Origin of the sequence: Megasphaera massiliensis (assembly GCF_000455225.1) — a bacterium.
GTDB classification, from domain to species: Bacteria; Bacillota; Negativicutes; order Veillonellales; family Megasphaeraceae; genus Megasphaera; species Megasphaera massiliensis.
Window position 1 is genome coordinate 1,099,990 of the sequence record NZ_HF954537.1, and the last position, 25,620, is coordinate 1,125,609.

A 25,620-nucleotide genomic window follows, 5' to 3' on the forward strand; every position below is an offset into this window, starting at 1 on the left:
GGGGTACATAAAAAGAAGAGGAGACCTATACAACAAGGCTCCTCTTGTTCGTTACTTTGAGAGGTTTGCCTTAAAAGAAGGGCCCCTTCTTAGTAAACCTTCCTATTACATTCCCAGTGCATGGACCAATTCATATTCGTTTTCATCGATACCGAACTGAAATTGGCCAGCTTCCTCATAAGGCGTGGCAACGATGTTGTCGTGGATAAGACCGACGACGGCCCCCGTACCGCCAGACAGCAGATATTCTACAGCCTTCTGTCCAAAAAGGCTGGCCATCTTCGCATCGCGGGCACTCGGTGCGCCTCCGCGCTGGAGATAGCCCAAAACGGTCAGGCTGGGATTCATTTCCGGATGATGCGCCTTCATATACTGAAGGACCTCGGCTCCGCTCACAGCGCCTTCCGCCGTAATGATGATGCTGTTCTTTTTCCACTGCTTATGAGATGCTTCCAGATGGTGGGACACTTCTTCCATGGACATCTTCTTTTCCGGTATCAAGACGATTTCAGCCCCACAGGACAGTCCCGATTCCAAGGCGATGAAGCCTGCATGGCGCCCCATGACTTCGATGATGGCCACGCGGTCATGAGAAACAGCCGTATCCCGGATTCGGTTCACTGCCTCTAATACGGTGTTGACAGCCGTATCATAGCCCAAGGTATATTGCGTTCCTGCCATATCGTTATCGATAGTGCCGGGAATCGTAACCGTCGGCAGCCCCATTTCACTCAGCTTTTCAGCGCCTTTCATGGAGCCGTTGCCGCCGATGACGACAAGGGCATCGATGTGATTCTGCACGAGCCAGTTATAGCCTTTCAGCCGCCCTTCTTGGGTCATGAATTCTTCAGAACGAGACGTCCGTAAATGCGTACCGCCGCGATGGATGATACCGCCTACAGAGCGACGATTCAAAGCCAAGCTTTCGCCGTGGATCAAGCCTTCATAGCCACGCTGTATGCCTTCCACCGTCAGGCCCTTATAGATGGCATACCGAGTCACGCTGCGGATGGCAGCATTCATGCTGGGAGAATCGCCGCCGCTTGTTAATACTCCAATTTTATTAATCACTGTCGTCAGATCCTTTACGTATCCATTTCCTTAACCATATTGAGCCGTTCTGCATGACGGCCGCCGTCGAAGCCGGTCGTGAGGAAAAGACGGACGATTTCGATGGCCAGTCCCGGACCGATGACACGACCGCCCATGGTGAGAATGTTGGCATCGTTGTGGCGCCGGCAGTATTCTGCAGAAAACATGTCGTGGCAAAGAGCCGCCCGGATTCCATGAACCTTGTTGGCTGCAATACCGATACCGATGCCCGTTCCGCAAAGGAGGATACCTCTGTCGTATTCACCGGCGGCTACGGCTTCGGCTACTTTTTTTGCAATGACCGGATAGTCGCACCGTTCCGACGTGTGGGTACCTGCATCGGTATAGGCAATACCTTCTTTATCTAAATACTCTATAATTGATTTTTTTAATTCAAAACCGCCATGGTCGCTGCCAATGATGAGTTTCACCGCTATCTGCCTCCTAATCACATACGTAGTATTAACTTATTTCGTTTCAGCCGCTTTTACGATGGCCGCTGCTGTAAGGCCATATTTTTCTAATAATTCTGCCGGTTTACCGGACTGGCCAAAGCAATCGTCAACGCCGATAAAGTCCTGCTTGACCGGGCAATGGCGTACTAATACTTCACTGACAGCCGATCCCAGTCCACCGATGACGCTGTGTTCTTCGCAGGTAACGATATGGCCTGTCATCTTAGCCGTTTCTATGACGAGTTCTTCATCCAAGGGTTTCAGCGTATGGATGTTGATGACCCGGGCATGGATTCCCTTGGCTTCCAAGGCATCTGCAGCTTCCAACGCTTTAGCAGCCATGATGCCCGTCGCGATGATGCCGACGTCACTGCCTTCACGTAAAATTTCGCCTTTCCCCCACTGGAATTGATAGGAATCATCGTGGATATCAGGCACTTCGGCACGGCCGAGACGAATGTATACAGGGCCTTCATAGTCGACAGCGGCTTTCAAGGCTTCCTGCGCTTCTTTCGCATCGGCCGGATTGATGACAGTCATATTGGGCAGGCTGCGCATGAGTGAAAGGTCTTCAATCGCCTGATGGCTGCCACCGTCTTCACCGACGGTAAGGCCGGCATGGGTTGCAGCAATCTTAACATTTAACTTAGGATAGCAAATAGAATTGCGGATCTGTTCAAAGGCACGGCCCGTTGCAAAGATAGCAAAAGTGCTGGCAATGGGAATCTTGCCGGCTGTCGCTAGTCCTGCTGCCGTCCCCATCATATCCGCTTCAGAAATGCCCATATTGAAATAGCGTTCTGGAGCTGCCTTCTTAAACGAAGCTGATTTCGTCGCATTCCCTAAGTCCGCGTCCAATACGACGACGCGGGGATTTTTATATAATTCAGTTTCCAGCAGCTTCCCATAGGCTGCCCGAGTTGCCATAGCCATTACGCTTCGCCTCCTTCTCCCAGTTCTTTCAGAGCCTGGGCGCACTGTTCCGGTGATGGAGCCTTGCCGTGCCATCCCACTTGATTTTCCATGAACGAAACGCCTTTGCCCTTGACGCTGTGGCTGATGACAGCCGTCGGTTTATCCTTGACGCTCTTGCCGGCAGCAATAGCTCCGCGGATTGCCTCGTAATCATGACCGTTAATTTCGATGACATTCCAGCCAAAGGCCTTAAATTTGTCACTGACAGGATTGACGGTCATGACTTCGTCGTTGGTACCATCGATCTGAAGTCCGTTGCAGTCGACGAAAAGCATGACATTGTCGAGATGATAATGGGCTGCGCTCATGGCAGCTTCCCAAATCTGACCTTCCTGGATTTCACCGTCGCCGGCAATGACATAGACCTGCCATGGGGCCTTATCCAGTTTTGCTGCCAGTGCCATTCCGTTAGCTGCTGAAAGGCCTTGCCCCAGCGATCCTGTTGACATGTCGACGCCAGGAACCTTTTTCATATCCGGGTGGCCCTGCAGCATGGCACCGGTCTTACGAAGCTTCCAGAGCTCTTCTTCGGCAAAATAGCCGCGTGCCTGGAGCGCTGCATACAACGCCGGTGCTGCATGGCCCTTGGAGAGGACGAAGCGGTCGCGGTCCGCCATTTTCGGCTGTGCCGGATCGATATGCATCGTTTCAAAATAGAGGACGTTCAAAATATCGATGATGGAAAGGGATCCGCCGGGATGACCGGATCCGGCCTCGGTCAGCATGCGCACGATGTTGCGGCGCAACTGACGAGCGCGTTTTTCCGTTTCCATTTTCACGGTATTGCAATCTATGTTCATACGAAAACCTCCTGAATGGGATATTACGTCATAACACGCCGGCCCAGACCGGCGTGTCTACGACTACTTTTTTCTATTAGCCAATCGGATGCATGACGATTTTTGTGGCTTCGCCGCTCTTCAGCATTTGATAGGCTTTATCCCATTCGTCGATACCTACTTCATGGGTAATCATCTTATCAGCGTTGATTTTGCCTTCGCTCATGAGCTGCAGCGTCGGTTCCCAATCGTGCGTATTCTGGCTGCGGCTTCCGTATACGACCAATTCTTTTTGAATGATCTTGGAGAAGTCTACGGGTACTTCGTCTTTGGCAAATAAGCCAATCTGTACGTACTGCCCTTTCTTACGGAGCAAATCCATGCCGGACTGCATGGAGGGAACGGCACCGGTGCAGTCATAGCAGACATCAGCGCCATAACCGTTGGTCAGTTCATTGACAAGAGCTTTGACGTCATCTTTCTGTACATCGACGATGTATTCTACGCCAAATTTTTCCTTGGCAATCTTCAAACGGCCCATATCTGAAGTAAGGCCGGTCATGATGACACGGCCGCCGCGGGCCATGACGACTTGTGCCGTCAAGAGACCGATCGGCCCGGGACCCAGGACGAGGACGATATCTCCCGGTTTTATATCGGCTTTATGTACGCCATGGTAAGCGCAGCAGGCAGCTTCCGTAATCGAGGCCTGACGAGTGGTTACATTTTCCGGCAGGATGTGGCAGCTCTGGGCACGGGCCAGGATATACTGTGCCATGGCACCGTCCTGCTGTGTCCCAAGGCCTTTGCGGTGAGAACAAAGGTTGTATTCGCCAGCCTGGCAATATTCGCAGGTACCGCAGACTTCAAAGGTCGTTTCACTGGTAACCCGGTCGCCTACCTTGACGTTGGTCACGCCGGGGCCTACTTCTGCAACGACGCCGGCAAATTCGTGACCGATAGTGAGGCCTTTGGCGTTGACGTTGTAGTGACCTTCATACGTGTGAATATCACTGCCGCAAATGCCGATATATTCTACCTTAATTTTTACCTGGCCTTCGCCGGGATTCGGTTCCGGTTTATCGATAACAGCCCAATTACCTGCGCCTTCTTGCATCTTAACGAGTGCTTTCATGATAACTACCTCCTATAAAAATACACTTTTATGAATTTAAATTCTAATTTTAGTGGAAAATATCTTAAAAATAGTCAAAAAAATAGATGCAGGGCGGTTTTACGCCCTGCACGGGCATATAATTATGCAAACAATGCAAAGATCTGGAAGATGATGAAGTTGACGAAGTTACCTGCCTGGTCAATGGAAGAAATGAGAGCGGCGCCGTCAGGCATCTTAAACTGTGCCATGAGGCCCATGGACGTCTGGAATTCAGCCATAAACGAAGCAATGAGTAAGGATATGCTGATAACAACGACGCCGGCGATGACGGAGTGAATGATGTTGCCGCGGGCTGCAGCTACGATCATCGCAACGAAGAAGGGAATGGTCGCCAAGTCGCCAAAGGGCAGTACGATGTTTCCGGGAAGGATGACCGCCATTAACAAGGTAAGCGGGACGAGAATCAGGGCCGTTGCGATAACAGCAGGATGGCCGGTCGTAACCGCTGCGTCGAGACCGATGTAAATCTTAGCATTTTCCGAGTCTTCGCCAAAGCGTTTCTGTAAAAATTCACGAGCCCCTTCCGAGATGGGAATCAAGCCTTCCATAAGAAGCTTAACCATACGCGGCATGAGAACCATGACGCCGGCCATAGCCATGCCGACCTGGATGATTTTACCGGGATTATAGCCGGCAAGCGCACCGATGATGATACCTAAGAACAAGCCCATGAAAATCGGTTCGCCGAAGATACCGAAGCGTTTCTGAATAGAAGCCGGGTCCGCTTTGAGGTCTTTGATGAAAGGAATCTTCTGGATAAGCCAGATAAGCGGAACGCCGAGGGTGGCATAGGAAGCTGCCGAACCGGTCGGAACGGAAATCCCTTCGAGGCCGAAGTATGTTTCCATATACGGTGCCGTCCAGTCAGCAATTTTCAAGATGGCGATTTCGAAGAGAACAGCGGCAAGGATAGCCATGATGAAGCTGTTCGACAAGGCATAAACGCAAGCACCGCAGAAAGTGAAGTGCCAGTAGTTCCAAATATCGACGTCCATCGTCTTCGTCGTCTTGGTGACGAGCATGACGAAGTTTACTAACAAGCCGATTGGGAGAATCGCCGCTGCAATCGGCGATGCCCAAGCAATACTTGCCGATCCCGGCCAACCGACATCGATAGCCGTCAGCTGGATGCCGAAATTGGCAACCATAGCCTGTGCTGCCGGTCCCAAGTTATCAACTAACAAGGCGACAACTAAATTGATTCCTACAAAACCAACGCCGATAGTCAGGCCGGAGCGGAAGGATTCTGCCGGTTTAACACGGAACAGTAAGCCGATGAAGAAAATGAATACTGGTAAAATAACGGTAGGCCCAAGAGCTAAGAATGCTTGTACCATGGGTGTTAATTGTTCCATTTTATGAAACCGCCTTTATAAGACACCTCTATTAACTTTTTAATTCTTCGATAATTTTTGCAATGGCTTTGTCTTTTCCAATTCCCGTAAGGAAGGGGCGGCCATCGATGACGGGGAATTTATACTGGTCCTTATCGACGACGGTCGTCGTGATCAAAAGATCAGCCCGATCGGCATAGCCGGGTACTTCCATCATTTTGCACTGAATCATATTGATGTCTAAGTTGTGTTCCTTAGCAATTTTCTGTACGGCGCTGTTGACCACCGTAGAGGTAGCAATACCGGTACCACAAGCAATTAAAACTGTTTTTTTCGTATTCATGATAAGTTCCTCCTTATACACTATTATTCTGCTGAGTTGTTAAAGACACGTTCTTTTATGAAGTTTACGATGCTCTGTTTATCATTTTGCGTTTTCAGATAGGTCAACGCATCTTCATCTTGGAAAACCCCCATGAGGTTCTGCAGGAGATCGATTTGTGCGTGCGGCTCTTTCATAGCTAACATGACAACGAGATCGACGGAAACCGTTTCTTCATCGTCACCCATGATGACAAAGTCGACGGGCTTCGTTAAACGCGCGAAACAGATAGCCGGTTCATTTACGTGTTCGGCATCCGTATGGGGAATCGCTACCCCTCCTGCGATAGTCGGCAGGCCGGTAGCAAAGACTTTTTCCCGGGCAATGACAGCGTCTTTATAACTATCCTTGACATACCCCAGTTTTTGCAAATGACATGCTAACTGTTCTAATAAATCAAATTTGTCTTTGGCTTCTACATTGAGGAGAACGAGCTCCTGCTGTATTGTACTATCCATATGCATCCTCTTTTCTTTATGTGATAATTTTTATGGTTCTGTATTTGTGTCTTTCTCTTGAGCTGACTACAGTATACCAAGTGAGAACTTTCCCTCATAGTTATAGTTACTTCCACGCATGCGGAAATTTTTCATTCTTCATGGGCCGATTTATTTCCTAAATCGAATTGCGGAAAATTCTTACAAGTAATACCTTCCTGGAAAAATAAAAAAGAGAGACGGTTTTAACACCATCTCTCTTTTCAAAAAGTATTTCGCTATAAAATTATGCTTTGAGGACTTCTACAATTTCCGCAATTACCTTGTCTTTTCCGATTCCCGTAAGGAAAGGTCGACCACCGATGACAGGGAACTTATATTGATCCTTATCGACGACCGTCGTCGTAATCAAGAGGTCGGCCCGGTCTGCATAGCCCGGAACTTCCATCATCTTGCACTGGATAATATCCACGTTCAAATCGTTTTCATTGGCAATTTTCTGTACAACCGTGCTGACAACCGTAGAAGTGGCAATGCCGGTGCCACAGGCAATTAAAACAGTTTTTTTCGCATTCATAGTAACATCTCCTTACGTTTTCAAATATTATAATTTATATAGGACGCAGCCCTGTAGCAGGAACTTCGTGATCCTTATGGTATCACCTCGGCAAAGAGGCTCATAAATTGTTCAAAATCCCGAATTTTCCGCATTTGCTCGGCACCATTTCCGTCTTTGATGAAATTATATAACCGCAAGAATACCTTTTCCCACAGTGCCGATTTTTCTTGTTCAATAGTCAACAAAAAGACGATCTGCACCTGCATGTCCCCCCAAGGAATGGGCTTTTGCAAGGTCAGCACGGAAATATTGGATTTGACATGTTCCGTATCCATGGCATGAGGCAAAGCAGCCAAGTTACCGACGGCCGTCGAGCTAAGTTGTTCCCGTTCAAAGACGGATTGCTTGCTCTGTTCATCCATATAGCCGCCTTGAACGGCTTGATCCGTGAGAAATTCCAAGCATTCTTCCCGTGTTTTAAAATCTTTATTAAGAAAGAAGGAGTCACCATGGAAAAAGCCTTTCATCAAATCATCACTGCCGACTTCATCTTGGCGATGGAAAACGACGCGTTGGATTTTTTCGATGTCTTCTTTTTGCAGCATGTGATTGACGCTTAAGATTTTCGGCGATTCCATCGGTAATGGTACCGTAGAGAAGATAAAGTCGGTATCATCGATGATATCCTGGGTCACCTTGTATGCAGGCAGGACATCGACGACTTGTATGCTGTTGCGGAAATGTTCCCGAACCTTGGCCTTTAAGAGCATCGAAACCCCCAGTCCTGCAGAGCAGACGATATACACTCGTTTTACTTCATCGAGATCCATCATGCTGTTCCGGCTCATGGCAGCCCCAAAATGGAGCGCAATATAACCGATTTCATTTTCATTAAACTGGACACCTTCGATATCGCTCACAATCTTTGCGGCATAGACGGAAATCTGGAAAGGCACGGGATAGTCATGCTTTACCGTTTCTAGAAGTTCATTCCGTATGGCCATGTGGAACTGGACGCGGGCAATAGCAATGCGCAGATGCAGCATGAGCCCTTCTTTCAAGTACGAATCGTCGCTAAAATCGAGACCGAACTTTTCATCTACCCTGTCCAGTATGGTTTCTACCAATTGCCGGATGTGATCATCATTCAATCCCGATTCACCATCGTGGAACTTTTTCCCCGTCAAGAGGCACTGAGTCAGATAAAACACCTCGCTAAAGGGCAAATCGATGGACAGCTTTTCGTTAATACTGTTGGCGATTTTCTTTGCCGTATCGTGTTCAAAGGAAACTTCCAGTTTTTGAGCCAGACTAGACGTAATAGCCAAGGTATGGCCCCGTTGTGACCGCAATACAGATAAGGCAACCTGTACGATAAGGTTATGCTGTGCCGTATCGGTAAAAGGCAGATTGCGAACTTCAGAAATATTGAGCAAAATATCTTGATACTGTACATCAGACGTCTGTGAAAAAATCCGTTCTTTAACGAGGGGATTCTCTACTTCTTGAAGATAATCGACGATAAAGCTGCGGATATTTCCCTCTTCACCGGCGATTCGCAAGCCTTCTGTTTTGTACTGTTCCAGTGTCAGGTTCCATTCCTCTAGTTTCAGCCGCGTTTCGGCAAGGTATTTTTTTATCGTTGAAATACCAACATGCATCTCTTCAGAAAGATGCATCTGCGTAACCGAATCATCATCGAGACACGCTACGATAAACCGACCGATAATATAATTCTGTTGTGATACAGACTGTAACATTCCTACCTGAGTTTTAGATTCATCGGAAAGTTGAAGAAGCACTTCTCTCGGTTCCTTCACTTCCAATCGATAGCCTTTATTGGGGGCAGCAATGATTTCGCTTTTAAAGGACTGCAACCGTTCCTGTAACTTTTTCATATCCGATCGGACAGTACGGGAAGAAACGCCGATCTGCGTGGCAATGTCTTCCCCAGTCATGCCTTCCGGACGGGTAATGAGAAGCTCTATAATTTTTTTCTTTCGTGACTTTTTGTCCATACAACTATTTCCCCCTTTTGTATGGAAGTTTCGTATCGGTATATACCGAAACAGCATATATACGGCAATATCGTATATACCGCAACGCTGTGTATACCGTAATATTATGATATATATGCATAATATTGTTCACTTTATTATAACAGTTTCCGTATTTACATCATAGACGGATTTATTTCCGCAATTTACGGAAACGGCGGTCATCGAAACGCATAGGATTTTCACTTTCAATAAATCATGAAAACCTTTGCCGCATCTGCTTTAGGATGCTGAAAAAAATACAAAGCCACTGTATCGTGACCGGTTAATCGTCAAGTATACACTTGAAAAAATATAATACGCATTATTTTTGATGCCGGTTTCCGATGATATCTTTTATACGGCCAACCAATCGCCGGCCTGCCCTTTCAGAGACGTGAATACTCCCGGAGCCGTATTCAACAGATTCTTCTATGGTGTCAATCAAGAAGGCTCGGTCTGTAACACGACGACCATTGTAACCTTCGCCCTTCAAGATTCTCCAAAGACCTCCCAGAGCCCTTGTCGCTACGGTCACACCGGCCATCATTCGTATCCCTCCGACGGTCTTCCGTGGGTATATAGAAAGCCTTTCCTTGTTTCACATAAAACAAGCTCTCCGTTAGGTCTGCATGAGATATTATCCCATTTCATGCAGACCTAACGGAGAGCCTGTCAACATCTATTTTTCTCCCGATTTAAGATCTATACGGTTATGCTTCCAATCGGTTTGCCAGTCCATCGGTCTCAAGAAAGGTAATCACGTTGTCTCCAGGCGCAGCGATTATTGGCGGCTTTTCCCGATTAGCCACTGGGAAGCTATGATTAGGGCGATGCCGAGGAGATTCGTCAGGTTCAAGATGTCGCCGGTGAGATTCATGCCTAGGATAACGGCAGCGGCCGTTTCTAAGGAGGCCAGGACGGGGACGCGGCTCAGGTCTTCGATTTGCTGGAGGCCCAGGTAATATAGGATATAGCCCAAGACGGTCGGGATGAGTGCGTAGAAAAAGCCCATTCCTAAAACGGACGGCGTCATGACCATGGGCCCTCCTTGCCACAGAATCCAACCGAGAAGGCAGAGGGCAGCCCAAAAGAAGCTCCACAGGCTCATGACGAAGGCGTCGGTACCGTAACCAGCTACCTTGCCGATGATAGCTGTCAGGCCATAACAGAGACCGGCCATGATGCCCCAGCCAAGGCCCCACAGGGAAAGGGCCGTTAAGTCGAAGGTGCCGCCGGTAACGGCCAGGACGCAGCCGACGATGTTGATTACCAGCGCCAGCCCCTTCAAAGGTGTAATCTTTTCCTGAAAGAAGAGGGCTGAAAAGACGGCCGTAAAAACGGTGGCCACATTGAGCAGGACGGCGCTGAGGGACACGCCGATGGAGGTGACGGCCAGGCTGTAAAAGATATTATAGATGCCGTGACAGATGAGGCCTAACAGGGCGCAGTAAGCCATGATTTCAGGCTTCACCTTCATCGAGGCCGGACCGTTTCGCCAGCAGACGAAGGCTACTAAGATGAGCCATGAAAAAAACACCCGTAAGAAGCTGATCCATTCGACGGATGCCCCGGCTCTTTCCATATACCAAATGAAGATGCCGATGGTCCCCCACAGGATACCGGCCAGCATGACTTGTCCGTTTCCGTTGACCTTCATGACGATACCTCCTTTTCTGTACATTATTATAGTCATCGATTATACTTAAGTAAATCTATAATTCTTTTATATTTCATACAGTATTACTTAATGAATAAGGTACAGGGGGTAGGTACTATGGATACGGCACGTTATAAAGCCTTTTTAGCAGCCGTCGAAACGGGAAGTTTTGCCGCTGCGGCCAAACAACTAGACTACACCGTATCCGGTGTCAGTCAACTCGTAGCGGCTCTTGAAAAGGAAGTCGGTTTTCCCTTATTGCTCCGCAGCCGCCATGGCGTCACCTTGTCGCCAAACGGCGAGCGCCTGCTAGTTCCCATCCGCCAGCTGCTCCGTGAAGAAGAGCGCGTGGAGGAACTGGCTTCAGACATACGCGGCCTATTGACGGGCAGCCTCAACATCGCCGCCTATTCGAGCGTGGCGACGCACTGGCTTCCCAAGGTCATCGGCCGCTTTCAAAGGGATTATCCCCAAATCAAGATTCATTTGAGGGAAGGCATCCGTCAGGAGGTCATGGCCTGGCTCGACGACGGCACGGCCGACATCGGTTTTCTCAGTTATCAGGAACCCATGCCTTACGACTGGATTCCCCTTTCTGACGATGAAATGGTGGCCGCCGTCCCACCCGACCATGAATTGGCCCCCAATGGCCCCTATCCCCTTTCTCGCTGCCAAGAAGAAACGGTCATCATGCCGGCCCTCGGGAAGGACGACGACGTTTTGCATCTCCTAAAAAAAAATAATCTCCAGCCTCGTATCGGTTATACGACGCTGGAGAATGCAGCTGCTATTTCGATGGTCGAAGAAGGACTCGGCATCTGTATCATGAACCGCCTCATTACCCGGAAACGGGTGACGTCAGCCGTCATCCTGCCCCTCGATCCGCCGTCATCAATTACCCTCGGCATCGCCTTTCTTCCCGGCAATGCCGCCTCTCCGGCGGTTCGAAAGTTCGCCCATTACGCGACAAAAATTACAAAACGTCTACCAGGAGCTGAATGATGAGATTGGCTTCGTGGGCCGCACAGATGGCGACACGAGGTGCCATGAGTCCCCGGCCGGGTTTGGCATTTCGCGTCTGATCGCCGCATACGTAGAAACGGTCCATGATTTTCTTGGTCTGGATTTCATTGCTGTCGCCGTAGCCGGCCATGCCCGAGGCGGAGACGATATATTTATCGGGACACTGTTCCAACACGGTGTGAACCAACATCGTCTTAGCATCGGGGTTGTCAAAGGCTTCGCAGACGATCTGGTCATCTTGTAAGAGGTCGGCCGTATTGTCTTCGGTCATGCGCACGAAGTCCGTGCGGACGTCGATAAACGGATTGATATCGGCAATCTGCCGAGCTAATGCATCGGTCTTACGCTGCCCCAAGTCGCGGACCATGTAGGACTGGCGGTTCAGGTTGCTGGCATCGACCGTATCGAAGTCGATGAGGTGCAGGTGCCCGACGCCGGTCCGTGCCAAATAGACGGCCGCATTAGAACCGAGTCCGCCGAGACCGCAGATGGCAACCCGGCCGGCACTGACCTTTTCATGGACTTTCGGCGTGTGGCGGGAACACATCATAGCCTCCAAGGCTTCTTTCGGCGGCAGCCGGTCTTTAGGGATAAAATAGATTTCATCGCCGTCTTGTAAGGGTAAATTTTCTGTCGTCGCAAAACCGTTGACGATGGTGATTTCCTGGCCCTTACCGTGGGCATGTTTCAATTCTTCTAACGAAGACCAAGGGCCGTCGACGCGGGCCCCATTCAATAATAATTGCATCGTATCCACCTCTCGTGAGCAAAATAAAAACGCACGACGATTGACACCTTGCGTGGTGCCCCCGTCGTGCGTTTGCGTTCTATGACTGTAGTGTACTCGTTTTTATCGTACGTGTCAATCTTTCTTTTCAGCCTTATCGGCCTGTGCGCCCTCTTTCAGCCGTTTCAGTTCGCGCTGTTCTTCCGGCGGAAGGGACACGCCGCAGCATCCGCCTGTCGAATTGCTGGTATAGCCTTTCATAACTTCGCTGACGACATTTTTTAATTTTTTAACGGAATCGACTACCATAATAAGCCCCCCTCAACGTCTGTTTGACGTTACAAATGCAAGGAAATAAGAACGTCTATTTATACTTATTATATCAAGAAAGGCTTACGGTGTAAATCATATTAGCCAATACTCATTACTCTTTACGGTAAAAATCCGGAAAAGGCGGATTATCGTCCGTCAGGCCATACGAGAGTGATCTCGCCGGACTCACGCGTCTTCTGAAGGTCGATGATGCGCTGGTTCGACGAGCCTCTGAAATAGAGTCCCGGGTCTTTCAAAGCGTCGACGAAGGGGCCGTCGACGAGGACGTCGCACTGATCGAGGAGGGCCTTTTTTTGCGGATCCTGAATGATTTCATCGTAGGTGAAGCCGGAGTAGACCCAGACGGATTTGTCGGGCAAGACCGCTTTGATTTCCTGAATCAAAGGCGTCAGGCCGTCGGTATTTTCCATCGGTTCCCCGCCGAGGAGGGTCAGTCCGCTGTTGGTCGGTGCCTGCAGCCACGACAGGAGTTGTTTCGTTTCTTTGTCGGTCCATTCCTGGCCGAAGTTAGCATTTTGGTATTCCGGGTTGAAACAATTGAAGCAGTTTCGCGAGCAGCCCGTCACGAAGAGGGTCGAGCGAATGCCGGGCCCGTTAGCGATATCATATTGTCTCATCTGTGCATAATGCAACGAAAGTCACCTCTTATATGTGGAGGACACGGTTATTGATTTCCTGTGTCCGCCCTTCATTCCAGAAATTTTCGCCCAAGTAGCCGCAGGTCCGGCGGATAACCGTCAGTTTGTTGCGGTCCTGATTATGACAGCGCGGGCATTCCCACTGGTTGTCGTCGTTGAGGATGATTTCGCCGTCAAAACCGCATTCGTGGCAGTAGTCGAGCTTGGTATTGAATTCGCCGTAGGCAATATGGTCGTAAATATACTGGATCATGGTAAGAACAGCCGGGATATTATGGGCCATATTGGGGATTTCGGCGTAGCTGATGCAGCCGCCCGTCGATTTGTCTTCAAAATCGGCTTCGAAGGAGAATTTATCGAAGACGTTGATCGGTTCGCGGACGTCGACGTGATAGCTGTTGGTGTAGTAATCTTTGTCTGTAACGTTGGCAATGGAGCCGAAACGAGCCTTATCGATCTTGCAGAAACGGTTGGTCAGGTTTTCAGCCGGCGTACCGTAGAGGGCAAAGCCGATGTTCGTTTCCTTCTTCCACTTTTGGATATGGGCGTTGAGGTCGTCCATGATGCGCATGGCAAATTTCCGGCCTTCCGGCGTCGTATGCGAGCAGTGTTTGGTCAACATCGTCGCTTCGTACATGCCGATGTAGCCTAAGGATAAGGTAGCGTAGCCGCCATAAATGAATTTTTCGATCGTTTCACCGGGCTGGAGGCGGGCAATGGCACCGTACTGCCAGTGGATCGGCGAGACGTCAGACGTCACCTTCTTCAAGAGATTGACGCGAAGGAGGAGGGCTTTTTTGCACAGTTCCAAGCGCTTGTCGAGGATCTGGAAGAATTTTTCTTCATCGCCGTCGGCAAGAATCCCGATCTGAGGCAGGTTCAAGGAGACGACACCCATGTTGAAGCGGCCGTCGAATTTATAGTTGCCTTCGGCGTCTTTCCAGGGGCTTAAGAAGGAACGGCAGCCCATGGGACTGAAGACGTTGCCTTCATAGGATTCGCGCATCTTCTTGGCCGAAATGTAGTCGGGATACATCCGTTTGGCCGTGCATTCGGCAGCCAATTGGGTCAGGTAGAAGTAGGGGCTTCCTTCGCTGACGTTGTGTTCGTCGAGGACGTAGATCAGTTTCGGGAAGGCCGGTGTGACGTAGACGTTGGCGTCGTTCTTAATGCCCTGAATGCGCTGACGCAGGAGTTCTTCATCGATGAGGGCCGCTTCCTTAGCGTATTCGTAATCGGGCTTAAAGTACATGAACAAGGTCACAAACGGAGCCTGGCCGTTAGTCGTCATGAGGGTATTGATTTGATACTGGATCGTCTGGATGCCGTCTTTGATTTCTTTCTTCGTACGCTTCCAGGCGATTTCTTCGGCTTTTTCCATGTCCGGTTCAATGCCGTAGACTTCGCGCTGTTCTTCGACGACGGCGCTCATGTATTTTTTGAAGGACTTGCGGACGTAAGGAGCCAAGATGCGGTCGATGCCGTTGATGGACTGGCCGCCGTACTGGCCGCTGGCGACTTGGGCGATGATCTGGGTCGTAACCGTGCAGGCGACCTGGAAGGACTTCGGCGTGTCGATTTTCTTGCCGTTGATGACCGTACCGTTGGCCAGCATGTCTTCGAGGTTGATGAGACAGCAGTTGAACATGGGCTGAATGATGTAGTCCATGTCATGGAAATGGATGGCGCCGCTGTCATGGGCCTGGACGATGTCGGCCGGAATCAATTTACGGCGGGCAATGTCTTTGGAAACTTCGCCGGCAATGAGGTCACGCTGGGTCGAAACGACGTGGCCGTTCTTATTGGAGTTTTCATTCAGGACTTCTAAGTTGGTGTTGTTCAACAGGCCAAAAACGTCGTTGTCCGTCGTATTGGTCTGGCGCTTAAAGGCCTGGATGGCTTTGTAGTTTTCATAAGCCCGGGCCGTGGCCGGATTGTTGTACTTCAAGAGGCGATAATAGACCTGATCTTCAATAGCGTAAATGGTCATGTCCTTATGAATGGATGCAGCATATGCTTCGATTTCACCTGCAATCTTCGCAGCCTGGCCTTCTTCGTATACGCCGCTGCTGCTGTTCATGGCCTTTTCAATGGCGATGGTAATTTTGTCCCTGTCAAAAGGCACTTTTTGTCCGTTTCTCTTGATTACTTCCAGCATATGTCTACCTCCACAGTATATTGTATAAAAATGTCCACAAGTCCCGCGTATCCCACAATATATACGATTTCGGGGCCGATATTTACAAGATTTATGATACTATATATAGTAGGTCGTGTCAACGCGCAAATACTCTATCATGTTGTGGACAAGTATGCTCCGATACTTATCAAAATCGCCGAAATACCGTGAAAATATCGTAAAAAAAGACTGCGATTTTAGATCGCAGCCTTTGTGTATAAGATAGGTAAAATTTTATTTTAATCTAAATCGAGGAGGTCGCGGATGACGGCACCGGCTAAAATCATACCGGCTGTGGCCGGCACGAAGGAGATGCTGCCCGGGCTGGGACGAAGTTCTTCGCTGTCCGAGATGGGCGTACGGGGTACTTCCGTCGAATAGGCGACTTTGATGCGGCGGATGCGGCGCTTCTTCAATTCATGGCGTATGATTTTAGCCAAGGGATCGACGGATGTCTTTTCGATGTAGTCGAGCTTGAAGTACTCCGGATGGAGCTTGTTGCCGGCCCCCATAGAGGAGACGACGGGAATTCCGCTGTGATAGGCTTCATCGATAATGGCGATCTTAGCACTGGTCGTATCGATGGCATCGACGACATAGTCGGCACCGGACTTGGCAATGAAGCCCTCATGGCTTTCTGGCAGATAGAAGGTGGCATGGGTTTCGACGTCGATGTCGGGATTGATGGTCAAGAGCCGTTCCTTCATGACCTCGACTTTCGGCCGGCCGATGGTTTCGACGGTCGCTCCTAACTGGCGGTTAAGGTTCGACGGATCGAAGACGTCGGCATCGACTAAGATGAGATGGCCGACGCCGGCTCGCCCTAAGGCTTCGACGACAGCCGATCCGACGCCGCCGACACCGAAGACGAGGACTTTCTTGGTATTGAGCTCATCGACTTTATCCTGACCGATGAGGCGGGCTGTCCGCTGGGTATATTCTTTCTTCATCATCCACGCTCCGGAATGATTTCCAGCCAGTAGCCGTCGGGATCGACGATGAAGTAGATACCCATAGCCGGATTCTGATAGACGACGCAGCCCATTTCCTTATGTTTGGCCAAGGCAGCATCCATATCCTTAACGGCAAAAGCCGTATGGAATTCGTTGTCGCCGAGGTTGTACGGTTCTTTACGGTCTTTGAGCCACGTCAATTCCAGTTGAAATCCCGTAACGCCGTCACCGAGATAGACGATGGTGAAATCAGGATTTTCAATGCGGCGGACTTCCGTGAGGCCCAAAGCTTCTTTATAAAAGTCCATGCTGCGCTGGAGATCTAATACATTAAAATTGGTGTGTTTAAACGTAAACTGCATGGTGTAACCCCCTTTGTTAAATGCTTTCTTCCTGCCAGACCTTGGACACGTCGACCCATTCGAGAGCCTTCGAATAGGTCATCAGCTCATCCAGGGTCAATTCGATGGCGCTGTTGGCCGTGCCGCAGGCCGGAAAGACAGTGTGAAAACGCTTGAGTGATTCATCGAGATACACGTCGACGCCGGGATTGATGGCAAAGGGACAAACGCCGCCGACGGGATGGCCGATGAGACCTTCGACGTCGTCCGCTTTGATCATGGACGCCTTTTTATGGAACCTCTCTTTGTACTTATGGTTATCGACGCGGGCATCGCCGGCAAAGACGATGAGGATCGGCTGGTCACCGACCAGAAACGACATGGTCTTGGCAATGCGCCGACCTTCCGTATGAAGGGCTGCTGCCGCTTCTTCAACGGTGGCACTGGACTCGGTCAGTTCCATGACTTTGTCTGCCATTCCCCACTGAGAAAAATAGTCGCGTACTTTTTGAATGGACATTCCGTCCCTCCTCTCTCGATTATGCCTTATTATATACTTTTTCCGTCAATTCAACAATATAGAGACGAGCTTAGGAAAATTCAAAGGACGACGTACTGCCTCGATCGGTTTTATGAATGGCCAGGCGGGCGTCGATGCGCTCTTTTAATTCCGGCACGTGGGAAATGATGCCGACCAGGCGGCCGCCGCTCTTAAGCGACGCCAGGGTCTTTAAGGCATAGTCCAAAGTCTCACTGTCGAGGGTGCCGAAGCCTTCGTCGATGAAGATGGCATCGAGGTGGATGCCGCCGGAATAAGCCTGGACGACGTCGGCCAGCCCAAGAGCCAAGGACAGGGACGACAAGAAGGTCTCGCCGCCGGACAGGGTGTTGGCCGGCCGGGCATAGCCCGTATAGTTGTCGTAGACTTCGATGTCGAGGCCGATCTGTTTAACCCTTTTATCATCCCAACTTTGGGAACGCTGCAGGGTATAGCGCTGACGGCTCATGGCCTGGAGCCGTTCATTAGCGGCGGCCAAGACGTCGTCGAGGAGGGCCCCTAAGACGTAGCGCTCGAAGTTGATGCCCGTCTGTTTGCCAGCAATGAGGTCGTAGACGGCACCGACGGTCTTATAGGCTTCGACGAGATCCGCTTCGTCCTGACCGAGGGCCAGTAGCTTCTTCTTTTCCTGCTGCCATTGGGAGAAGGTCGCCGACAGACGTCCCCTTTCTTCGGCAAGGTCGCGGCTCGTCTTTTCAGCTTCAGCCAAGTTTTTTTCCAAAGCCGGGACATCGGGACGTGGCTTACCGTCGATGGCTGATTTTTCCTGTTCGAGCTGGCCTCGTACTTGCTGCAGCTTGGTCTCATATTGACGGACTTCGGCTTCCAGGACGGGAATATCCTTTACGGACGGCTGCATGTCCCGGCAGGCACGAACGGAGGCAAAGCCCGCTGCCAGTACCCGTTGGCCGAGGTCGTTATAGTCCTGTTTGAATCGACTGCGCAGGGTCAGGACCTGCTGGGTGAGGCTTCTGGCTTCTTCCTGGCGCTGAGCTCCCTGACGTTCACAGCTTACCAGATGATCCCGGCTTTTCTGAAGAGCTTCTTCATAGTCTTTAAGGTGCTGCGTCAACTCGGCCAGACGGCGGCTGAGTTCCTTGGGATTGCGATAGGCCTCGGGCAGTTCCGCTTCCAAATGGGCCTGGGTCTCGCCGGCCTTGACGGCTCTCGTTTTGGCCTCTTCTAAGGCCTTTCTTGCCGCTTCTTCGGCCGCTTCCCATTGGCTGAGTTTCGTCTCGCCATCGGAAACGGCCTTGCGAAGATTTCCCCCTTGGGCCAGGGCCTTTTCAAGGTCTGCCTGTGTCTTTTGCGCCGCTTTCAATTCAGCTTCCAGTTCTTTCAAGGAGACGTCTTGCGGATACTGCTGACGGAGATGATCGTATTGACCTTCTAAGGCTTTATAAGCCGTTTCGGCAGCCTTGGTATCAACTTCCAGCTTTTGCCGCTCCTGTTCGCTCGTTTCGGCTGCTTTTTGCCGCCGTTCGACGTCGTCCCGCGTCGGTAAATCCTCGGGCGGAATGGCAGGCGTAGGATGATCCGTCGCCCCGCAGACCGGGCACGGCTTCCCGTCGATAAGTTCCGATGCCAAGACGGCAGCCTGGGCTTGTAAGAAGGAGGTCCGGACGCTTTCATAGTCGACGCGGTCGTTCCGTGCCTTTTGAGCGGCTTTTTCTAACGACTGCTGAAGCTGCTGCCACTGTTTCTGACTGTCTGACTTCTGAAAGGCCAGGGCAGCTGCTTCTTTTTCTCGCGCTACCCTTTCTTCCAAGGTCCGGCACTGCTGCTTCACCTGTTCAGCAAGAACGGCCTTTTCAGACAGGGCCGACAAGGCGACGCGGGCTTTCTCTAAATCCTTTTTCCCCGATTCTGTTTCGCCCTTAGCCTTCTTCCAGGCCTGTTCGGCAGCCATTGCTTCTGACCGAAGCTTTTGGACCTGTTGGCACTGGTCGTAGTAAGAATCGGCTTTGCCCTTGAGATTGGTCAGCTTGATTCGTTCTTCTCCGGCCGCCTTATAGGCTCCTTCCTGCTTAGAAAGTTTTTCCATCTTCTCGTTAGCGGCCTTCAAGTCGACAGCCGCCTGCTGTGCCGCTTCATTGGCTTTGTCAGCAGCCTTGGCGGCAGCCTTCCCTTCCCGTTCCAGCTCATCGAGGTGGCGGCAGGGTTCGGCTAAGACCTCGGCTTTTCTCAAGACGTCAATCTTATTCCGCTTATCCTGAAAAACCCCTGCTTGGCCATCGAGATTGGCTGCTTCCTGCCGTTTCTGCTCCCACAGTTTCCAGTGGGCTTCCAAGGCCTGGGCTGCCTGAAAGTCTTTCTGCCGAGCACTGCGCTCAGCTTCGGCTTTGTGCCACTTTTCGGACACGGAAACTTCCTGATCCCGAAATTCCTGCTCTCGTTCCGAAAGTTTCCCTTCATCGTCGACGCCGAGATTGAGCAAACATTGTTCCCGATCGCGGGCCACCTGTTCATGGCGTTTTTCCAGTTCGTCATGGCGTTCTTTAGCCAGGGCCTGGAGTCTGGCATAGGACTGGGTATGAAACAGGGTCTGCATGATCTGCTGACGCTCGCCGGAGTTTGCCAATAAGAGTTTTCGAAAGTCGCCCTGCGGCAGGAGGACGACCTGGCGGAACTGATCGGCTTTAAATCCCAACAGCCCTTCGACGGCGGCGTTGACGTTTTTAGCGGCCAAGAGTTTTTCATCAGCCCCGTCTTCATCGGTTTCGTACAAGGCAGCCTGGGCCGAGGCCTTCTTCAGCCCGTCGCCTCTTTTTTTGGCGATCTGTTGTTCCGGACTGCGGTCGATGCGGTAATATTTCTGGCCGATGGCAAAGCGGAACGAGACCGACGTCGGCTCATCCGGCGTGGCATATTCGCTGCGCATATAGGAGCCGGTGCGGATGTCGCCGCTGGTACTGCCGTAGAGGGCGTAGCAGATGGCATCGAGAATCGTCGTCTTACCGGAGCCGGTCGGTCCGTAGATGAGAAATAATTTATGATCCTTCAACCGGCGAAAGTCGACGATTTCCACCCCGGCATAGGGGCCAAAGGCTTTCATCTCTAAGTAAATGGGAATCATGATAAGCCCCCTTGTTCACGTTTTTCTAACTCGCTCCACAACTGGCGGACGCATTCTTCTTCGGCTTCGGTCAAGGGCTGGTCGGGCCGCATGGCCTTGGAGAAGCTGTCAAAGAGTTCCTGTCCCGTCGACTGCCTGAGGTTAAAGTCCCGCTGCCCGCCACCTTCTGTATTGCGGTTTGGCATTTCAAGGGCCATGGCGTTGGGGTATTTTCGCCGCAGTTTGGCCATGCCGTCGAGAATCGGCTGTTGATCCGACAGGCGTACCAAGATAAAATCGTCGGGCCGATCGTCGGAAGCTGCCATGACGTCTTCAAAGGATCCGCTGACGATGCGTACGTCATGACGGGGCGTAAATTCATGGAAAACGGGACTTGCCTTGCCTTTTCCATCGAGGTCGACGACGACGGCGCCTTTCTTCTGGCGGGCTTCGCCGAAGGAATATTTCAGCAAACTTCCGGCATAGCGGATGGTCGGCAGCGTAATCTGCTGCGGTCCGTGAAGATGGCCCAGAGCCGTATAGGAAAAATCGGTGAACAAGTCGCTTCCGACCTGGTCGCTGCCACCGATGGACAAGGGCCGCTCTGAGTCGCCGGCAAGGCCGCCGGCTACAAAAGCATGGGCTGCGCAAACGGTCCGCATGCCGCGGGGAATCTTTTCCTGCTGCCACGAAAGAAGGGCGCAAAGGGCCGCCTCATGGCTGCGCAGGCTGTCGTCACCCAAGAAATGGCGGACGACGGCCGGTTCTGCATAAGGGGCCAATAGAAAGGCGACGGGGCCGTATTTATCGTCTAACACCACAGGATCCATCATGCGGTCTAATTCGCCGGCGATATAAAGGCCCTGGGAGGCCAGAAGGCGGCTGGCAAAGGACAGGCGTGCGGCGCTGTCATGATTGCCGCTGATGACGAGAAACGGGACCTTTAGTTCGGCCGTGATTTTGGTCGCCATTTCATCAAAGAGGGCGACCGCCTCCGTCGGCGGAAGGCTCCGGTCATAGACGTCACCGGAAAGGACAACGGCGTCGATTTCTTCGTCTTTAATGAGAGGCAGGAGCTGAGTTTTTAATACATAGTCCTGTTCTTCCGTCAAATACGATCCATAAAATAGTTTTCCTAAATGCCAGTCGGCAGTATGTAGTATACGCATAAAAAGTCCCCTTTATCTACGTTTATTCCGATCGTTGTAAGGAGCGAAGCAGTGCAATTTCCCGCGCATAGCCGTCGAGTTCATTGGGCGTCTCTAAATAAAACGGCAGGGCCCGCAGGGCCGGATGATTGACGATGGCATCAAAGGCGGCAATACCGATATGGCCCTCACCGATTTTCTCGTGGCGGTCTTTATGGCTGGCCAGTTCGTTCTTGCTGTCGTTGATGTGGACGGCCTTCAGCCGGTCGAGACCGATGACCTTATCGAAGGTCAAGAGGACGTCGTCGAGCTCATGGACGATGTCGTAGCCGCCGTCAAAGACGTGGCATGTATCGAGGCAGACGCCGATTTTATCATTCATAACGGCCTTATCGATGATGGCCGCCAATTCTTCAAAGGTCCGCCCGACTTCCGTCCCCTTGCCGGCCATGGTTTCTAAGAGGACTGTCGTCTTCTGACCGGCAAACATGCAGGTATTGAGCATGTCGGCAATGAGGTCGATGCCCTTTTCCGGCCCTTGGCCGACGTGGCTGCCGGGATGGAAATTATAACGGCAGTTATCGAGGTATTCCAGGCGGCGCAGGTCATCGGCCATGGCCTGACGGGCAAATTCCCGTGTCTTTTCGGTCTGGGAACAGCCGTTTAAGGTATAAGGAGCGTGGGCTAAGATCGGGGCAAAATGGTGTTTCTTCATGAGTTCATTCAAGGCTTCCATATCATCGATATCGAGCTTTCGCACCTTGCTTCCCCGCGGATTGCGCGAAAAAAATTGGAACGTATCGGCTCCTATAGATAAAGCTTCGTCACCCATATGCAAAAATCCTTGTGACACCGACAGGTGACAACCAATATGCAGCATAACATTTCCTTTCTTCTCGTTGAGACGTATACTATCATTATATATAAAAATACTGCCGCACAAAACCGACAGGTCTCGTGCGACAGCAGCGAAAACAGACGTTACAACCTATTACGATTTTTCCCGACATTTCGGGCACACACCGACAAACGAAACACTTACACCATTGACCGTAAAACCAGTCTGTTCGGCAGCCAACTGACTCAGATGCTTCTGATCCAAGTCGATATCCATGACGCGGTTGCACTTCTCACAGCGAATGTGAGCGTGAGGGTTCGTGTTATAATCATAACGATGGGCATCTTCTGCACATTGCAAGACTTGTACGACACCTATTTTAGCAAAAATTTCCATGGTTTTATATACCGTGGCCATACTCATAGACGGGTAGTTCGGCTGTAAGGTTTTGTAAATAGCTTCGGCATTGGGATGCATCGGGTTGTGAATGATCGCATCATAGACAGCCAGCCGCTGCGGTGTGACTTTATAACCGTTTTTTCGCAAAACTTCAGCAATTTCCATTTTTATCCCCCTTTCTTTGAAAAATATGGTATAATAAGACATTATAGCTTTATTCCACATGGACTTACATGAGTAATTTACATGGTCAAAAAATAGAATATCCTTATTATATTGTAACGGTTATTAAGAGAAAATTCAATGACTTGTGTAAAGTTTCTCTTACAAAATAAGCAATCTTAACTATACATTATGGAGGGAATGAATTCATGACTGACGAAACGATGATTATTGAAATTGCCCGTACCCTCGGCGTTCGTCCTCAGCAGGTGCAGGCTGCCCTCTCCCTTCTCGACGAAGGAAATACGATTCCCTTCATCGCCCGCTATCGAAAAGAAGCGACGGGAACACTGGATGAAGTCCAGCTGCGCTGTATCCAGGAACAGTACGCCTATGAACAGGCTCTGGCCAGCCGCAAAGAAACGGTACGCCAATCGATTGAAGACCAGGGCTGCTGGAATGCCGAACTGGAAAAGGCCCTTTCCAAAGCCCGTCAGCTCCAAGAAGTCGAAGACATCTATCTTCCTTATAAACCAAAGAAGCGTACCAAGGCATCCATGGCCTGTGACGCCGGCCTCGAACCCCTGGCCAAGCTCTTTGCTGAGCAAAATCCCAAAGGACCGTCTCCGGAAGAAGCGGCCAAGGCCTTTCTTAATGATGATGTCCCGACAATCGAAGACGCCATCCAAGGGGCGGCCAATATCTTAGCCGAACGGTTCTCCGAACGGGCTGACTTCCGTCAAAAACTGCGCCGCAGCCTCTGGCAGGAGGCCCGCTTAACCTGCAGCCTCCAAGTCGAAGAAAAAGACGCCGGCCCCATGCTGACCTACGCCGATTTTAGCGAACGCATCACCCGTCTTCCGAGCTACCGCATCTTGGCCATCAACCGCGGCGAAAATGAAAAGAAACTAAAGGTCACGATCAAGGAACCGACAGACAAGCACATCGACATGCTGTGCCGATTAGTCATGGAGCGCCATTCGCCGTATGAAGCCATCATCAAGAGTGCCGCTGCTGATAGCTATAAGCGGTTAATCTTCCCGCAAATGGATCGGGAAATCCGCAATGAACTGACGGCCCAGGCCGAAAAGCAGGCCATCGACGTCTTTGCCGAAAATCTCCGCCACCTCCTCTTGCAGCCGCCCTTTGAAGGACAAATCATCTTGGGCCTCGACCCCGGATTTCGCACGGGCTGCAAGGCCGCTGTCATCAGTGCCACCGGTCGGGTCCTCGACTACGGGACCTATTACCTGACCCATTCGGAGGCGCAGAAGAAAAAGAGCGCCAAGGATTTGGCCAATATGATCCGCCGCCACGGCGTCACCCTCATTTCCATCGGCAATGGGACGGCCTCTTATGAAACGGAACAATTCGTCTCCCAGCTCATCGAGAATTACAACCTGAGCTGCCGCTACGTCATCACCAATGAAGCCGGCGCTTCGGTCTACTCGGCATCGGAATTGGCTCGGGAAGAACTGCCCGACTTGGACGTCACCATCCGCGGCGCCGTCTCCATCGCCCGCCGCATCCAGGATCCCTTGGCCGAATCGGTAAAAATCGATCCCTCTTCGATCGGCGTTGGCCAGTATCAGCACGACGTCAACCAAAAAGATCTGGCGACGGCCCTCGATCAGACCGTAACCTCTGTCGTCAACTACGTCGGCGTCGACCTCAATACGGCCTCAGCCGCCCTCCTCCAGCACATCGCCGGTCTCACCACTTCGACGGCCGGCAACATCGTCACCTACCGCAACGAAAACGGTCCCTTTAAAAACCGTCAGGAACTTCTAAACGTTCCCCGCCTGGGACCGGCTACCTTTACCCAATGCGCCGGCTTCCTGCGCATCAAAGACGGCGAAGAGCCCCTCGACAATACGTCGGTCCATCCCGAATCGTATGACCTGGCCGCTCAAATTGCCGGTCAGTACGGCCTGACCCGCGACGATTTGAAGGAACCGGAAAAAATGGCAGGCCTACGCGATAAGATCCAGTGCAACGCCGCCCCGAAACTGGCGGCCTCCCTCGGTGCCGGCGAGCCGACCATCAAGGATATTCTGGAAGAACTCCGTAAGCCCGGCCGCGACGTCCGCAGCGAGTTCCCAAAACCCCTTACCCGCCAGCACGTCATGTCCCTCGCCGATCTCAAGGTCGGTACCGTCGTTCGCGGCACGGTCCAGAACGTCGTCGATTTCGGTGCCTTCGTCGACTTCGGCATCAAGACGCCGGGACTGGTCCACCGATCCCAGCTCAGCAACCATCCCTTCCGTCATCCCACGGACATCGTCCACACCGGCGACATCATAAACGCAGAAATCATCAGTGTCGATGCCGACCGCGGTCGCATCGGACTTTCGATGAAAAAAGTAAAACAATAAAAAG

Annotated in this window: 24 protein-coding genes; 2 read left to right on the forward strand and 22 right to left on the reverse strand. The window is 51.2% G+C overall.

The window, feature by feature from the left end; all coding sequences use genetic code 11:
- Window positions 1–105 precede the first annotated feature (105 nt).
- The 11 genes from TX77_RS08490 to TX77_RS08545 form a co-directional block, all read right to left on the reverse strand.
- Window positions 106–1,068 (reverse strand): ATP-dependent 6-phosphofructokinase, encoded by a 963-nt coding sequence (locus TX77_RS08490; RefSeq protein ID WP_071822360.1) that lies wholly within the window; start codon window positions 1,066–1,068, stop codon window positions 106–108.
- 17 nt (window positions 1,069–1,085) lie between these two features.
- Window positions 1,086–1,523: a ribose 5-phosphate isomerase B gene (rpiB, locus tag TX77_RS08495; protein ID WP_044504372.1), complete on the reverse strand. Its 438-nt coding sequence runs from the start codon at window positions 1,521–1,523 to the stop codon at window positions 1,086–1,088.
- Window positions 1,524–1,559: 36 nt separating this feature from the next.
- Window positions 1,560–2,480, reverse strand: coding sequence for a transketolase family protein (locus TX77_RS08500; protein WP_044504373.1), 921 nt, complete (start codon window positions 2,478–2,480; stop codon window positions 1,560–1,562).
- Window positions 2,480–3,322 carry a transketolase gene (locus tag TX77_RS08505; RefSeq protein WP_230198091.1) on the reverse strand — a complete coding sequence of 281 codons (843 nt, stop codon included), beginning with the start codon at window positions 3,320–3,322 and terminating at the stop codon, window positions 2,480–2,482. Before TX77_RS08505 ends, TX77_RS08500 begins: the two co-directional genes overlap by 1 nt.
- 76 nt (window positions 3,323–3,398) lie before the next feature.
- Window positions 3,399–4,436, reverse strand: a complete 1,038-nt coding sequence (locus TX77_RS08510) for a zinc-binding dehydrogenase (RefSeq protein ID WP_044504374.1) — start codon at window positions 4,434–4,436, stop codon at window positions 3,399–3,401.
- Window positions 4,437–4,558: 122 nt separating this feature from the next.
- The gene (locus TX77_RS08515) at window positions 4,559–5,833 is read right to left on the reverse strand and encodes a PTS galactitol transporter subunit IIC (RefSeq protein WP_044504375.1); all 1,275 of its coding nucleotides are present in this window, start codon (window positions 5,831–5,833) and stop codon (window positions 4,559–4,561) included.
- A gap of 31 nt (window positions 5,834–5,864) precedes the next feature.
- Window positions 5,865–6,155, reverse strand: a complete 291-nt coding sequence (locus TX77_RS08520; RefSeq protein WP_044504376.1) for a PTS sugar transporter subunit IIB — start codon at window positions 6,153–6,155, stop codon at window positions 5,865–5,867.
- A 23-nt stretch (window positions 6,156–6,178) separates the two neighbouring features.
- Entirely contained in the window at window positions 6,179–6,652 is a 474-nt protein-coding gene (locus TX77_RS08525) for a PTS sugar transporter subunit IIA (protein ID WP_044504377.1), read from the reverse strand.
- Window positions 6,653–6,917: 265 nt separating this feature from the next.
- Window positions 6,918–7,208 carry a PTS sugar transporter subunit IIB gene (locus tag TX77_RS08530; protein WP_044504378.1) on the reverse strand — a complete coding sequence of 97 codons (291 nt, stop codon included), beginning with the start codon at window positions 7,206–7,208 and terminating at the stop codon, window positions 6,918–6,920.
- 74 nt (window positions 7,209–7,282) lie between these two features.
- Window positions 7,283–9,208 carry a BglG family transcription antiterminator gene (locus tag TX77_RS08535; RefSeq protein ID WP_044504379.1) on the reverse strand — a complete coding sequence of 642 codons (1,926 nt, stop codon included), beginning with the start codon at window positions 9,206–9,208 and terminating at the stop codon, window positions 7,283–7,285.
- A gap of 802 nt (window positions 9,209–10,010) precedes the next feature.
- The gene (locus tag TX77_RS08545) at window positions 10,011–10,886 is read right to left on the reverse strand and encodes a DMT family transporter (protein ID WP_044504381.1); all 876 of its coding nucleotides are present in this window, start codon (window positions 10,884–10,886) and stop codon (window positions 10,011–10,013) included.
- A gap of 117 nt (window positions 10,887–11,003) precedes the next feature.
- Here TX77_RS08545 and TX77_RS08550 point away from each other — a divergent pair, with 117 nt between their 5' ends.
- Entirely contained in the window at window positions 11,004–11,888 is an 885-nt protein-coding gene (locus tag TX77_RS08550; RefSeq protein WP_044504382.1) for a LysR family transcriptional regulator, read from the forward strand.
- Here TX77_RS08550 and thiF read toward each other — a convergent pair.
- The 11 genes from thiF to TX77_RS08600 all read right to left on the reverse strand — a co-directional run bounded on the left by thiF (window position 11,860) and on the right by TX77_RS08600 (window position 23,244).
- A complete protein-coding gene (gene thiF / locus TX77_RS08555) occupies window positions 11,860–12,657 on the reverse strand; it encodes a sulfur carrier protein ThiS adenylyltransferase ThiF (RefSeq protein WP_044504383.1) in 798 nt (265 codons plus the stop codon). The two genes, TX77_RS08550 and thiF, sit on opposite strands and share 29 nt — an antisense overlap.
- Before the next feature lie 114 nt (window positions 12,658–12,771).
- Window positions 12,772–12,945 (reverse strand): hypothetical protein, encoded by a 174-nt coding sequence (locus TX77_RS13850; RefSeq protein ID WP_176698850.1) that lies wholly within the window; start codon window positions 12,943–12,945, stop codon window positions 12,772–12,774.
- Between the two features lie 149 nt (window positions 12,946–13,094).
- A complete protein-coding gene (gene nrdG / locus TX77_RS08560) occupies window positions 13,095–13,601 on the reverse strand; it encodes an anaerobic ribonucleoside-triphosphate reductase activating protein (protein WP_044504384.1) in 507 nt (168 codons plus the stop codon).
- A 13-nt stretch (window positions 13,602–13,614) separates the two neighbouring features.
- On the reverse strand, window positions 13,615–15,765 hold the full coding sequence (gene nrdD, locus TX77_RS08565; protein WP_044504385.1) for an anaerobic ribonucleoside-triphosphate reductase: 2,151 nt from the start codon (window positions 15,763–15,765) through the stop codon (window positions 13,615–13,617).
- 260 nt (window positions 15,766–16,025) lie between these two features.
- Window positions 16,026–16,736, reverse strand: a complete 711-nt coding sequence (locus TX77_RS08570) for a tRNA threonylcarbamoyladenosine dehydratase (protein WP_044504386.1) — start codon at window positions 16,734–16,736, stop codon at window positions 16,026–16,028.
- Entirely contained in the window at window positions 16,736–17,101 is a 366-nt protein-coding gene (locus tag TX77_RS08575) for a VOC family protein (RefSeq protein ID WP_044504387.1), read from the reverse strand. The genes TX77_RS08570 and TX77_RS08575 overlap by 1 nt, the downstream gene beginning before the upstream one ends.
- Before the next feature lie 16 nt (window positions 17,102–17,117).
- Window positions 17,118–17,600, reverse strand: coding sequence for a YbaK/EbsC family protein (locus TX77_RS08580; protein WP_044504388.1), 483 nt, complete (start codon window positions 17,598–17,600; stop codon window positions 17,118–17,120).
- 70 nt (window positions 17,601–17,670) lie between these two features.
- Window positions 17,671–20,715, reverse strand: a complete 3,045-nt coding sequence (locus TX77_RS08585; RefSeq protein ID WP_044504389.1) for an AAA family ATPase — start codon at window positions 20,713–20,715, stop codon at window positions 17,671–17,673.
- Window positions 20,712–21,863, reverse strand: a complete 1,152-nt coding sequence (locus tag TX77_RS08590) for an exonuclease SbcCD subunit D (protein WP_044504390.1) — start codon at window positions 21,861–21,863, stop codon at window positions 20,712–20,714. Before TX77_RS08590 ends, TX77_RS08585 begins: the two co-directional genes overlap by 4 nt.
- 22 nt (window positions 21,864–21,885) lie before the next feature.
- On the reverse strand, window positions 21,886–22,722 hold the full coding sequence (locus TX77_RS08595; RefSeq protein WP_044504391.1) for a deoxyribonuclease IV: 837 nt from the start codon (window positions 22,720–22,722) through the stop codon (window positions 21,886–21,888).
- A 111-nt stretch (window positions 22,723–22,833) separates the two neighbouring features.
- The gene (locus TX77_RS08600) at window positions 22,834–23,244 is read right to left on the reverse strand and encodes a Fur family transcriptional regulator (RefSeq protein WP_044504392.1); all 411 of its coding nucleotides are present in this window, start codon (window positions 23,242–23,244) and stop codon (window positions 22,834–22,836) included.
- 206 nt (window positions 23,245–23,450) lie between these two features.
- On the opposite strand from TX77_RS08600, the gene TX77_RS08605 reads away from it, so the two are divergent.
- Window positions 23,451–25,616 (forward strand): Tex family protein, encoded by a 2,166-nt coding sequence (locus TX77_RS08605; RefSeq protein ID WP_044504393.1) that lies wholly within the window; start codon window positions 23,451–23,453, stop codon window positions 25,614–25,616.
- The last annotated feature ends 4 nt before the right edge of the window (window positions 25,617–25,620 follow it).